Source organism: Bacillus sp. UMB0893, from assembly GCF_002858905.1.
Taxonomy (GTDB): Bacteria; Bacillota; Bacilli; order Bacillales; family Bacillaceae; genus Bacillus_P.
In genome coordinates, this window is record NZ_PKLB01000001.1 from 404,308 (window position 1) to 417,917 (window position 13,610).

At 37.3% G+C, this 13,610-nt stretch carries 11 protein-coding genes and 2 pseudogenes; 7 read left to right on the forward strand and 6 right to left on the reverse strand.

The annotated features are described in order from the left end of the window. Positions 1-1,422: 1,422 nt before the first annotated feature. Positions 1,423-1,602 carry a small acid-soluble spore protein H gene (locus tag CYJ36_RS02065; RefSeq protein ID WP_101564308.1) on the forward strand — a complete coding sequence of 60 codons (180 nt, stop codon included), beginning with the start codon at positions 1,423-1,425 and terminating at the stop codon, positions 1,600-1,602. A gap of 249 nt (positions 1,603-1,851) precedes the next feature. On the opposite strand, the pseudogene CYJ36_RS24715 reads toward CYJ36_RS02065, so the two are convergent. Beyond that, positions 1,852-2,289: pseudogene (locus CYJ36_RS24715) on the reverse strand (acetamidase/formamidase family protein); the annotation flags it as partial. Positions 2,290-2,654: 365 nt separating this feature from the next. Between CYJ36_RS24715 and CYJ36_RS02080 the strand changes: the two are divergent. Further along, on the forward strand, positions 2,655-3,575 hold the full coding sequence (locus tag CYJ36_RS02080) for a patatin-like phospholipase family protein (protein ID WP_101564310.1): 921 nt from the start codon (positions 2,655-2,657) through the stop codon (positions 3,573-3,575). A gap of 954 nt (positions 3,576-4,529) precedes the next feature. Next, the gene (locus CYJ36_RS02090) at positions 4,530-6,158 is read left to right on the forward strand and encodes a M14 family metallopeptidase (protein ID WP_101564312.1); all 1,629 of its coding nucleotides are present in this window, start codon (positions 4,530-4,532) and stop codon (positions 6,156-6,158) included. Between the two features lie 48 nt (positions 6,159-6,206). Here CYJ36_RS02090 and CYJ36_RS02095 read toward each other — a convergent pair whose 3' ends face one another. From CYJ36_RS02095 to CYJ36_RS02115, 5 genes are all read right to left on the reverse strand, one after another. Then, positions 6,207-7,388, reverse strand: a complete 1,182-nt coding sequence (locus tag CYJ36_RS02095; protein WP_101564314.1) for a NupC/NupG family nucleoside CNT transporter — start codon at positions 7,386-7,388, stop codon at positions 6,207-6,209. 179 nt (positions 7,389-7,567) lie between these two features. Then, the gene (locus tag CYJ36_RS02100; RefSeq protein WP_101564316.1) at positions 7,568-8,185 is read right to left on the reverse strand and encodes a YczE/YyaS/YitT family protein; all 618 of its coding nucleotides are present in this window, start codon (positions 8,183-8,185) and stop codon (positions 7,568-7,570) included. Between the two features lie 166 nt (positions 8,186-8,351). Then, on the reverse strand, positions 8,352-9,080 hold the full coding sequence (locus tag CYJ36_RS02105; RefSeq protein ID WP_101565606.1) for an amino acid ABC transporter ATP-binding protein: 729 nt from the start codon (positions 9,078-9,080) through the stop codon (positions 8,352-8,354). A 29-nt stretch (positions 9,081-9,109) separates the two neighbouring features. Next, on the reverse strand, positions 9,110-9,775 hold the full coding sequence (locus CYJ36_RS02110) for an amino acid ABC transporter permease (protein WP_101564318.1): 666 nt from the start codon (positions 9,773-9,775) through the stop codon (positions 9,110-9,112). Between the two features lie 32 nt (positions 9,776-9,807). Continuing rightward, complete coding sequence (locus CYJ36_RS02115) at positions 9,808-10,587, reverse strand: transporter substrate-binding domain-containing protein (protein ID WP_101564320.1); 780 nt, start codon at positions 10,585-10,587, stop codon at positions 9,808-9,810. A gap of 329 nt (positions 10,588-10,916) precedes the next feature. Between CYJ36_RS02115 and CYJ36_RS02120 the strand changes: the two are divergent. From CYJ36_RS02120 to CYJ36_RS02135, 4 genes and pseudogenes are all read left to right on the forward strand, one after another. After that, positions 10,917-11,059, forward strand: a pseudogene (locus tag CYJ36_RS02120) (VOC family protein); the annotation flags it as partial. Between the two features lie 74 nt (positions 11,060-11,133). Beyond that, positions 11,134-11,529 (forward strand): hypothetical protein, encoded by a 396-nt coding sequence (locus tag CYJ36_RS02125; RefSeq protein ID WP_101564322.1) that lies wholly within the window; start codon positions 11,134-11,136, stop codon positions 11,527-11,529. A gap of 82 nt (positions 11,530-11,611) precedes the next feature. After that, entirely contained in the window at positions 11,612-11,965 is a 354-nt protein-coding gene (locus CYJ36_RS02130; protein ID WP_101564324.1) for a VOC family protein, read from the forward strand. A gap of 137 nt (positions 11,966-12,102) precedes the next feature. Then, positions 12,103-13,353, forward strand: a complete 1,251-nt coding sequence (locus CYJ36_RS02135; RefSeq protein WP_101564327.1) for an MFS transporter — start codon at positions 12,103-12,105, stop codon at positions 13,351-13,353. Positions 13,354-13,610 lie beyond the last annotated feature (257 nt).

Sequence of the window (13,610 nt, forward strand, 5' to 3'; positions counted from 1 at the left end):
AATGATCAACGCAAAACCGCCGCCGTAACCACCGCCGTAGCCTCCGCCATATCCGCCATATCCGTACATATGTTCTCACCTCTCTTTTTTGTTTAGAGCTTATTCGCTCTCTCTAATAATGTATGTATTAAGAAGAAGTTGGCTTAGACAAACGTTCAATTTAATAGAAAATGGATGTATGTCTATGAGAGTTATTGATCACTATAATATAAATGCCTATATTTAGAGATAATGTTGCAACAAACGATAACTTTCATCTATAAAAATACGGGCAAAAATCAATATTAACAAAAATTATAGGATTTTTCTGATATCATACCTCACAACAAACCGAACAAAATTAATAAAAGCATATGTCTCAAACATATGCTTTTACCTTTGAAAGTGAAAAAGAGGTTCAGTATGGGTTACGGAGGAACCTGAGATACTTGCGTTCTCTTACTATAAGATACGGCATAAAACTAAAAAGGATTGGACGATTATTAAGGTAATAGCGGATATTTGAAAAGATAAGCAGAATTAATCAAGAGCATATATCTATAAATTATCTAGACTTATTCTGGGTACCAAAATAACAAGGTAAGGACGTTTCAGTTTTACAACATATGTAAAAATTCACTTATTATAAAAAACAAACAGACGTTGGTGAATGATGATCCATACAACCTGCACTAAAGTCTCTCTTTTTCATTAAAGTCAGCACTACTTTAAAAGTAATCCTGCTTTTATATCTAATAGGAAGCTTTACTTATTATTTGAAAAATTAAATCGAAAAAATGAACCTCTAGGCTCTCTTTTGGTAATAAATAAGTGAAAGGAGGCATTATTGTTATTCAACAATCGGGGGCTTCGTATTATAAGGTCAGTCAGATTTATTTCTGGTTGACCTATTTTTTATAGGTGCTATTTATAATGCTAATTAATATGTTTGCACCCCGCAACCGAACCCGTTAATTTTGGATTCACTCTTTTTTTTATTTAAGGGATGATATGGCTCCTATTATTTGATTTAAAAACTGAACGATTACAAAACAAGATAAGTATTATTCCCGATAGATTTAAACCTGAAAGGGGAAAAATTCAGACTGAACTCTTTTACCTCCTGTACATCTTTCTTTCTAAATAAATTCCACTTCTTTTGTCCGTTTCCACTTATACAATATGGGAAGGGGTAGTGGCTTAAATCACTATTATGTTTAATAACATAAGGAATAATTATATTGTTTGAAGTTAACATTATGACTTGATTGCTAAAAAAGCTCTTTTCGTAAAGTTTGTTGCTTTTAGAAAAAAATGGTTAAAACCTTTAGTGGATTGTAGCGGAAAGCAAGTGCCTGCAGCGGAAATCCACGGGTACTAATTAATAACCAAAAACAACAATCAATGCGAAAACAGCCTAATAAAAAGAGAGGGGGCTTTACTATGAACAAACAACGTGCACAAGAGATTGCTGCATCGCCAGTTATGGCTAATGTAACCTATAACGATGTTCCAATCTATATTCAGAATGTGGTCGAAAATAATGAAACAGCTAGAATTTATCCTATTGATGAACCACAGAATGAACAAGTGGTTCCTTTGTCTAACTTAAAAGAACATTAATTCTTCAAAGCGACTTTATTCGATGTTAGGGTTGAAATCCATTCCCACATTGGAATGACTGCGTAAACCCCGATTTGGTTTGGAATCTGTATGAATTTTTCAAGATCGTACTATATTTGCGGCCGTAAAGAAATTATTATTTACCCTGAAAAACATTGCAAAGTATAAGGTTGATGAAAGGTAAAACGATTAAAGCACTCTTCGAGAAAATGAATTTTCCTCTAAGAGTGCTCTAATTTAACGAATCGATCAATGAGGTAAAATTGCATGAACACCTTTAACCCCATTTACAAACTGTGTAATTCGTAAATCAACGGCCACACTTGAAAATGCCATTGTTTCTACTTTTTCAAGTTCCGTAAAACTCTTGCATGAGATGTACCATTTCATCCGATACTGCTGTTGCTTCATTTAAATCCTCATGAAATCCAAATGTTACCCATCCTGATGGAGTATTTGCTCTAGGCATATTGATTTGCATATCACCTCTAACGATTAAAGTGACATCAACAAAGTCCATCGGACATTCAATAGCCGTTCCGGAAACCTCCCCATTTCCCTGTACGGCATGACCATCACCAATAGAAAATAAAGCTCCATCTACTATATTGGAAAAAGGATACTGCCTCTAACAAGTTATTTGCAATCAATGCTCCCTCCACAATAACGTGGTGGTGATGTTGTGTGATTAAGGCTCTTTTCGTAAAGTTTGTTGCTTTTTGAGAAATGGTTAAACCCTTAAGTGGATTGTAGCGGAAGGCACTTGACTCCTGCGGGAAATAGAGGCTCCCATCCCTCCTGCGGAAAGCAAGTGCCTGCAGCGGAAATCCACGGCACCTTTCTTTTCAATTCTTTTCGTTTCTTTCACAATCATTTCAGTGATATCAAAAACTATCTCTTTATCACTCATACTTTGAGAATGATACATGGCGATAGCCTGATGCTGCTAATCTTGGGCGAAAGGAATCATTTGAACATAGAGAAAAGGAATTTTTATGAGAAACCTTGAATGTAGAGGGTGAGAGAAATTTAATCCTAAAGAGGTGAAAGAAATGAAAGCAGATGCCGTTTTTGAAGGCGGCGGAGTAAGGGGACTTGCTTTCACGGGAGCCATTTTGGCAATGGAAGATGAGCAGGTAGAGTGGGAAAGACTTGCAGGTACCTCGGCTGGTGCAGTTATAGCTGCACTTCTGGCCAGCGGTTACAGAAGTGCTGAAATTCTGGAGCTGCTGAAAGAGATGGATTTCTCAAAATTCAGAGGCAAATCATTTTTGAATTATATTCCGATTGTCGGCAGCTTGTTTGAGCTGATGATCCATTTAGGATTATATAATAATAAGTATTTAGAGGAATGGATGGACTCGATTCTTGCTGCTAAAGGCATCCGGACTTTTGCTGATCTTCCTGAAGATAAATTGAAGATTATCGCTTCAGATGTTTCGAATGGAGAAATCCTTATTATGCCTGATGATTTAAGTAAATACAGGATGACACCTGGAGATTTGAAAGTGTCAACAGCCGTCATGATGAGCGCTTCCCTGCCCTTTTTCTTTCGGCCAGTCATATGGAAATCAAAAGGGAGATATAAATCTTACATTTTAGATGGGGGACTTTTGAGCAACTTCCCTATCTGGATATTTGATTCAAAAGAAGAACCCCGTTTTCCGACGTTTGGCTTTCGGTTTGTGAAAGATGAGATTAAGATGGGAGCGGTAATCCCGACACCAGTCCATCTTTTTAAAAATATTTTTAAGACGATGCTGCAAGCACATGATCTTAGGCATCTGACGGAAGAGACAAAAGAACGCACGATACAAATTCCGACTGGAGGCATTAGCGCTACTGATTTTGAATTATCTGAAGAGGAAATGAATTTCCTTTATGAATCTGGGTATTCATCAGCAAAAGCATTTTTGGAAGGCTGGGATTTCGAAAAATACAAAGAAATGCGTAAAAAGAATAAAAAATTATAGTACTCGGGTATGAAGTATGAAATGTCAAAATCGAATGGTCATTATATCGGATTTTTTCGGTCATATATCGATCAATTTGGGTCATAAATACCGAGTGGTGTTCTGAGACAGGTCTATATCTAAGCGCGCTAATCTGAAATCGTTTTTAAGCACTTGAATCACGAAAATCACAAATTCAGGGTACCATAGGGGCAGTATTGTGCCCTCATTTCTCCAGGAAAAGAGCACATTTGCATGCGTAGCAGGTTCCACGAACAACAGGATTCCGGCTTTATTATCCGAGAAAGGCCACTCACTCTCCGCAGAATCTGTTTTATGATCCGAAAACCAGGTTTTATAATCTGAAATGCGCAGCTTATGATCCGAGCCGCAAACTCGATTGAAAATGGACCATTTTCCATAGCTCAATCTCACATTCCAACCCCAAAATGGCCCTTTTCTAGCTGCCCTTGGCCATTTAATGTAGTTACTGCAGGAAAAGAGCACATTTGCATGCGTAGCAGGATCCCGGAACAACAGGATTCTGGCTTTATTATCTGAGAAAAACCATAAACTCTTCGCAGGACCCGCTTTAAAACTGTACAACCTTACGCAATCATCTTGTGCATAATTAAAGTAGCATTTATACCCTCGAATCACGAAAATCGCAAATCCAGGGTACCAATGAAGCCGTATGGTGCCCTCAATTTTTTTATCTGCATTCATTATCTCAGGTTATTTTGGATAAAAAATCCTTCAAAAGATAGAGAATAGATAAAATGCGGCACCGTCATGGGACATCCTTTCTAGGAGTCTTTCGATTATCGAAATAATTGATATATCTTTTGAACCAATTTACGCTTATTCATAAAAGTAATGAAATTTTATGAGCAATATAAACTATTCTTAATTTTTTGAAAATAATTATTTTTTCCTCTATCATAATAAGGACAATATAAAATGAGGAGGCACTCTATGAAAAAGGTACTTCAGAAAAGCTCGATTCCAGTATTACTGACAGCCAGTTTTTTATTCGCTCCAGCCGTTCAGGCCCAAACGCCTTATTACGGAAAGGAATACAGTCAGCCAGAACAGGTTAGGCCATTATTTCCAGAAGTTGAGGTAACCGATGGCACACCAGCTTTTGTGAAAGGGGAAGAAGCATTTACAACCCAGGAGGAAATGCTTGCCTACATAGAAGAGCTGAAAGGGAAGAGTCCATATTTAACTGTTAAAAATATTGGAGCGTCACAGAATGGGCTTGAAATTCCGGCACTTTATTTTACTAAGGATCAAAAAATCAATCCAAGTTTCATGTCCCGCAAACCAACAGTCTGGATCCAAAGCCAGATCCATGGAAACGAGCCTGCCAGCGGCGAATCCGTCTTAGCAATTGCAAACCGCTTGACGGGGGAACTTGGTGAGGAAGTATTGGATAAAATTAATGTCATCGTCGTTCCGCGGGTTAATCCTGATGGATCCTATAATTTCAAGCGCCAGCTGCAAAATGGTCTTGATGGAAACCGCGATCATGTGAAATTGGAATCGCCGGAAGTACAGGCCATTCATCATGAATACAATCGATATACACCAGAAGTTGTCATTGATGCTCATGAGTATTCTCCATATACGAGTTCATTCGATCAATTTGGAGATGAGGGTTTATTGAAGTATCATGATATCCTGCTGTTATCTGGAAGAAACTTAAATATTCCTGAAAAGATTCGTACAATGTCTGACAGCTTATATGTTGATCCTACCTTGGACACGTTGGAACAAAACGGCTTCACGGGTGATCGTTACTATACAACAGGGGTAACAAATGGAGAAATTGATATTCTTGAAGGCGGCACAGAACCGAGAATCGGCCGCAACGCATTTGGCCTGCAGACGGCCTTCTCATTTTTAGTTGAAAGCCGTGGGATAGCGATTGGCAGAGAAGACTTTGGAAGACGGGTTGCTGCTCAGATTGCGACTCACGAGAATATTTTAAGACAAACTGCTGCGAATGCGAAAAAAGTAAAAACGACCGTAGCAGCCGAAAGAGCTAAGCTTATCAAAAAAGGTTTGGTTTCAAATGATAAAGATCCGATTTTTGTAAACAGCGAAGCAGCCGAAATAGAAAATCAGACACTTGAGATGGTTGATATCGCAACAGGAACCTTGAAAGATGTTCCAGTTAACTACTTCAGTGCAACAGAAGCAAAGCCAACTTTAACTAGAGAACGGCCAACTGCATATGTGTTAAACCCAGATCAGTCAGAAGTAGCAGCTAAGCTTCAGAATCAAGGCTTAAAAGGATTTAAGCTTCCGAAGCAGATGAAGCTTTCTGTTGAAGCATATGATGTAACATCAAAAGAAAATACTGAGAAATACGAAGGCAAACAGCTTGTAGAAGTAAAGACAGAGCTTGAGCGGAAAGACGTTCTATTCCCGAAAGGCACGTATGTATTCTTATCTGCTCAGCCGCAAAATAATCTGCTGTCGCTGTCCTTAGAGCCAGAATCGATCGACAGTTATGTAACGTTTGGATTTATTCCTTCAGAGGTTGGACAGGAACTGCCTGTTTATCGTTTTATGTTTGATGGGAAGAAGTTGAAATAAGCAGTAAAAAAAGCAGCCGGGGGATTGAGGTCCCGGCTGCTCTTCTTATTATAATACGATACTTACAATAATCGCAGATAAAATACTTACAAGCGTCGCACCGTAAAGCAATTTCAATCCAAAGCGGGCAACAACGTTACCTTGTTTTTCATGAAGACCCTTAACAGCACCAGCAATGATTCCGATGGAAGAGAAGTTTGCAAACGATACAAGGAATACCGAAATGATGCCAAGTGTACGTTCACTGAAGTTCTTAGACACGTTTGCCAAGTCCATCATTGCTACAAATTCATTTGTTACTAATTTTGTTGCCATGATTCCGCCGGCAGCAACTGCTTCACTCATTGGTACACCCATGATGAACGCAACAGGCGCGAAAATATATCCTAAAATACCTTGGAATGTAATTCCGAAAATCATATCAAAAATATTGTTTACAGCAGCGATTAAAGCAACGAAACCGATAAGCATTGCACCTACGATAATGGCTACTTTAAATCCGTCCATGATATATTCGCCGAGCATTTCGAAGAAGGATTGTTTTTCTTCTTCTTGAATAACGAGAATATCTTCTTCCTCTGATACTGTATAAGGATTAATGATCGAAGCGATAATAAATCCCCCGAACAGGTTGATGACGATAGCCGTTACGACATATTTTGGCTCGACCATTGTCATGTAAGCACCTACGATTGACATGGATACAGTTGACATTGCCGAAGCACAAAGAGTATAAAGACGCTGTGATGATAATTGGCCCAGCTGTTTTTTTACAGTAATGAAAACTTCTGATTGTCCTACAATGGCAGATGCCACAGCGTTATAAGATTCCAATTTACCCATTCCATTGATCTTACTTAGAACAAGTCCGATTCCTTTCATAATAAAAGGAAGAATCTTGAGGTATTGCAAGATCCCAATCAGTGCTGAGATAAAGACGATTGGAAGAAGAACATTTAAGAAGAATGGCATTTGTCCATCATTTGCAATTCCGCCGAAAACAAAAGAGATTCCTTCATTTGCATATCCAAGCAGTTTTCCAAATCCATTTGCAATGGCTGTAATCATTATTAGGCCAAATTTAGTATTCAGTAAAAGGAAAGTTAATAGAATTTGAATCACAATCATTAATGCTACAGGTTTGAACTTGATTTTTTTACGATCGCTGCTTGCAAGCCATGCTAATCCTAAAACAACAGCAAGTCCAAGAAGGGCTATTAGATATTTCATTTTTTTCACCTCTATGATGTATTTAAAAGAACTTTTGGACAGAATCTGTATACGCTTTCATCTATTGCCAAAAAGTGAGTCAGCGTCATCTGATGTCTGACCTCTGACCTAATCAACTATAATAGATTTATAGGAACAAAGCAACCCTATTTTTAAAGAAATTTTATACCGTCATTTTTTTATTTATAAGATAGTTTGCTGCTCATTTTAAATAATAAACCTTCAAATTTAGGGTGAAAATATTGAACAACAAAACCTAATGTCAGCGTGACAATAAAAGTTCCGATTCCAATGGCTCCTTGAAATAAGAAAGCTAGAAATAATGCAAAGGCTTCACTGATGATTCTTGAATTTCTAAGATTTAATCCAAAGCGTGTGTGTATGGCTACCATAAGTGTGTCCATTGGGCTTGCAGGGAATTTTGCCTGTAAATAAATCGCTACTCCAACTCCCATTGAAATGATGCCTGCTGCAAGAGCAGTTAGTTGGAAAAATAAAACTTCAGGAGAATAATGTTTTAAAACGACGAGAAGCCAAAAATCAATTAGGGCGCCAATTAGAAGAATACTGCCCGCTGCCATGATTTCAGGTTTTTTCTTAAGTAAAAACGCATTGATGAATATTAAAGCGATTCCATTTATGAAAATACAAGTGCCGACAGTAAGTCCGAATAAGTTTGATTCGCCTACTGCAAGAGCATCCCAAGAAGAGGCACCTAATCCCGATTTAATAATTAATGAAACACCTAGCGTCAGGATCAGTAATCCTGTAATAAAAAACAAAGCTCTTTCTTTCATTGAAAATCCCCTCTCAAGCTGTTATCTATTGTTAATTTTTGGATGTTAGTCATCAGACCTCTTAACCGTTTTCATCATACTGAATTCTTTTTGCAAAAGCAATATGAAATTTATTGAAGATGGGAAATAAAAAACGTGAGATATTGAAATCTCACGTCTCATATGGCTAATTTAATTGTGTCGTTTTTAGAAATTCTTTCGTGCGTTCTTCTTTTGGATTTGTAAAAAAATCTTCTGGATGTCCTCTTTCAATAATAGATCCTTCATTCATATAAACAATCCAATCAGCAACTTCTCTGGCAAATTGCATCTCGTGGGTTACCACAACCATCGTCATGCCTTCTTCAGCAAGTTCCTTCATTGCAGCTAAAACTTCTCCGACAAGTTCTGGATCAAGCGCTGAAGTTGGTTCATCAAAAAGCATGATTTCAGGCTTCATCGCAAGTGCACGTGCAATCGCAACCCGCTGCTTTTGTCCTCCAGATAATTTGTTTGGGTATATATCTGCTTTGTCTGAAAGTCCGACTTTTTCAAGGAGAGACCTGGCTTCAGCGAGTGCCTGTTCTTTTGGCATTTTCTTAACCATTATTGGCGCTTCCGTGATGTTTTCAATCACTGTTTTGTGAGGAAACAGCTGAAAGTGCTGAAATACCATACCGACCTTTTGGCGAACCTCATTGATGTCATGTGTAGACTGTAGAATTTCTTCACCGTTTATTATTATGTTTCCGTTGTCTTTTTTCTCAAGAAAATTTAAACATCTAAGCAGGGTGCTTTTCCCTGAACCGCTGGAGCCGATTAAACAGACAACATCACTTTCATTTACTGTTAAATCAATATCCTTTAAAACATGCAGATTCCCGAATGATTTATTCAGCTTTTCAACTTTGATCATTTGTTTCGATTCCAAAAATGATTCCCTCCTTAGCGGTCACTAATTGACATTTTCTTTTCAAGTCCGTTGACAATCAGTGTTAATATTGCAACTAAAATTAAGTAGTAAACAGCGACAATTAATAAAAATGTCATCTCATCAAAATTATTTGACCCTAATGTGGTCGCAACGTTAAAGAGCTCGTTTATAGAGATAAAGGCTGCAAGAGATGAATCCTTCAGTCCAATAATCACCTGATTTCCGAGGGGAGGAAGAGCACGTCTGAAAGCCTGCGGCATAATGATTCGTCTCATTGTAAGGCCTCTTGTCATTCCTAGAGAACGTCCAGCTTCCATTTGGCCTTTATCTATGGATTGAATTGTCCCCCGGAAAATTTCAGCAATATAAGCACCATTATGAAAAGCAAGTGCAAGGGAAGCTGCCCAGAAATCAGGGATTAAAAAGAGTCCGCTGAAGCCGAAATACAAGATGAAAATCTGAACAATCAGCGGTGTGCCTCTAACTAAGTAAATGTAGGCATCCGAAATGATGCTGAGGACCTTTAGTTTAGATATTTTTAAAATGGCAAAAAAGAGACCGATTACAATCCCGATTAATATGGAGACAACCGTTAATTGAAGAGTAACAAGCATCGCGTCCAAAAATACGCCTTTATTGTCAATTAACGAATTCCAAAAATGTGAAAAACTAGGCAAAATGAACAACATCCTTTCTATACAAGTGGTGGTTACTCAGGTTTTGTCGTAATATCTTCTCCGAAATATTCGATGCTGATTTTCTTAAGCGTTCCGTCCTGTCTAAGATTGTCCAATGCTTCATTTACTCGTTTCAAAAGAACTGGATTATCCTTCGGAATAACAACAGCCTGTTCGCTTCGTTCAATCAGCTGCTGCCCGGCGATATCAAAACCGCCTTTAGCTGCACTTTTTCCTGTTACAAAATCAGTTATGACGGCATCATGCCGTCCTGTACTTAGCGCTTTTAGGGCTGTAATGTCACTATCATACATTTTTATGTTCTTTGTGTATTTCTCAGCGGTTGCAGCATATGTAGAGCCTTTTGCAACGGCAACTTCTTTCCCTTTTAAATCTTCAACTGTTTTGATGTCACTGTCTGGACGTGTGAAAATTTGAGGACCAGAATAGTAGTAGGGGGCAGAAAATGAAACATGCTTGGCGCGCTGATCATTAATCGTGTGGCTGGCAACTGCTGCATCTGCACGGCCAGTTTTGACTCCTTCTACAATTCCTTTGAATTTTATTCGTTTCTGAACAGGTTCGAGCCCGAGTTCCTTAGCGATGGCTTCACCTACGGCAATATCAAAACCAGTCATCGTCATATCGTCCTTGACATAGCTGAATGGTTTGAATTCTCCAGATGCCGTGAAAACAAACTGATCTTTATCAATCAGCTCTGTTCCATCTGACAATTTTTCTTTTTCTGCGCAAGCAGTAAGCATACTGACGAGAAAAAGGGCGGATAAATAGAAAATTGCTTTTTTTCTCATTGAAGTTTCATAGCTCCTTTCTTTTAGCGAAATAGCGCGATTATGGTAAACAGGAAAAAATGCCCTAATTGTTTATACCCGAATTTTAAATATTCTAATCTATGTATTTGGAATCATGGAAATAAAAGTGATTGGAAAAAAAACAAAATTGGCTGATGAAAATTGGGATTCACCTGAAATGCTGCATTAAAATAAGTTCGTTTTGCAAATAAATGAGAAGGTAACCTGGTGCAATTCTTTAAGTATGAATTGCGGCTATTTTTTTAGAATGAAAAAGAAAATTATGGAATTTACAAGGAGAAAAGTACATATAGAGAGAACATATTTAGTTATGTTTTGAAGTTAATTGTTTAAATGCACTAGAAGCAATTCATAGTGGTTTTATTAAAAAAGAAACATAAGAGTTGGAGAGATCGAAAACAGAGGACACATAGGAATGAATTTTGTTTTTTATGATTTAGATGGTAATTAATTTGATGTTTGGAGTGAATTAAGTCCAATTTTCAAAGAAAAAAATCTAATATCTGAATAGAAGAGGAGGGGAAAATGAAAAAAATAATTAGCATCAGACTTGCAAGTAATATAATCATCACCATTAATACTTTAGCGTTATTGATGCATGTCCTGATCCTTTTAAACCTTTTGCCGCATGATTTCGTATGGGGAGGACGATTAAAGAGTGAGGCCGATTTAATCATCTTCGAAAGTATATCAATCGTTGTGCAAATACTATTTATTTCAATTATTGCTGTAAAAGCAGAGTATGTGTTCAAAGGAAAGTTCAAAAGAACTGTGAATGTCGGAACATGGGTAATGTTTGGACTTATGGTGCTTAATACAATCGGCAATTTAGTCTCAAACTCTGGTTTGGAAACACTAGTAATGACTCCATTAACCTGCATGCTTGCACTTTTAGTATTCAGATTAGCAATTGAAAAATAAAATTACATAACGGCCGAAAAAAATATAAAAGCGAAATTAATTAATAGATAAGGGTACTAGAAAATAAGTAGGAGGAGTTTTTTTGAATAGTCCTATTTTAAATCAAATCGGAACGGTCTTTATTCCAGTAAGCAACATAGAAAAAGCTCGAGAGTGGTATTGTGACATTTTAGGTTTACAGCCAAATGGAGAAATACAGTTCGGTCATATTTATGTCTTACCTATGAATGGGACAGGGATTGTTTTAGATAGCAAGATTTTTTCAGAAGATAATATATTAAAAACCCCCCCCTTTCATTTTAATACAGAAGATATTGAAGAAGCCTATAAGTTTATGAAGAAAAAGAAGGTTCATTTAATAACTGAAATTGAACATAATCACTATTTTAATTTTAAAGATCCTGATGGAAATCATCTAATGATTTGTAAGTGTTAATTAAACAGTTTGAGCTAACTGGGCAATAATTGCTCTTTCTTTATGTAAAAGGGTTGAATATCCTAGCGTTTGGATAAGTTTTATAAATAAATATGTATACATTAACAGAAGCAGGAATCAAGAAGGTCGTGAATAAGATGAATTCAGCAAATGAACATTTAATGGAAGATTGGAAAAAAAATATTATTCTCTTTTTGAGCAGTCAGACGATATCCCTTTTTGGTTCGTCCTTGGTTCAATATGCGATTATGTGGTATATCACACTTACTACGGAGTCTGGTGTGATGATGACGCTGTTTATCATTTGCGGCTTCATACCTACCTTTATTTTATCCCCAATTGCGGGTGTGTGGGCAGATCGCTACAATCGAAAAATGCTGATTATTTTATCAGATGGACTGATTGCGATTGCAACACTTATTCTCGCTATTGTATTTTTTATGGGATATGATGCGATTTGGCTGCTCTTTGTTATGGCTGCAGTCCGTGCAATCGGGACAGGCATTCAAACCCCGGCAGTAGGTGCCATTTTACCGCAAATTGTTCCAAAGGATAAGCTGACTAAAGTGAACGGAACAAACGGAAGTCTTCAAGCGATTATTATGTTCGTGTCTCCAATGGTTAGTGCAGCACTGTTGACAATGGCTTCCATCGAAATGATTTTTATTATCGATGTCATTACTGCAGCTATTGCGATTCTAACATTACTGGCGTTTTTTAATATTCCGGTGCATGAGAAGGCATCCGAAAAACAAACAACAAGCTATTATTACGACTTTAAAAAAGGATTAACGTACATTAATAATCATGATTTCCTTAAGAAATTTTTTCTGTTTTTCGCTTTTTTCTTTGTCTTAATGGCACCTGCTGCATTTTTAACGCCACTGCAAGTTACACGGAGCTTCGGTGACGATGTATGGCGATTAACGGCTATCGAAATTGCTTTTTCGATTGGGATGATGGCGGGTGGAGGAATTATTGCTTCTTGGGGAGGTTTTCAAAATAAAGTTTATACGATGACCTTCGCAAGTCTTTTAATGGGAGTTTGTACGTTTGCTCTCGGGATTGTTCCTGTCTTTTGGATTTATTTAATTTGTATGGCTGTATTTGGAGTGGCTATTCCATTTTTTAATACGCCAACTATGGTTTTATTACAAGAGAGAGTAGAAGAAAATTATCTAGGGAGAATCTTTGGAGTATTTGGGATGATATCGACCTCGATGATGCCGATTGGGATGCTCATTTTCGGTCCAATCGCAGATATAATAAAAATTGAATGGCTGCTTATTGGAACAGGGTTACTTATTTTAATACTTGCAATCTTTTTAGGCAGAAACAAAGTATTACTTGAAACCGGAAAGCCAATTTTGAAGGAACATTCCAATTAGTTAGGGTTATCGTTATTCCATAAAAGGGCGCGCTTCTACAGGAAGGAGGCGTCTTTTTGTATAGGGCCATCTTGTTGAGGAACGCTAATTGAGATTCTGCAGGTTTACAATTAAACGAACGAGAGCAGTATTGTTCAAAAAGTGATATTTGTTTTCAAAAGCAGTATTAAAATGAATTTAAATAAAAAGAGTTCCTCCTCCTTCTTAGTCTATTTTATGAGTTTACTTTTGGGAAATTTGATGATTTATATATGTAT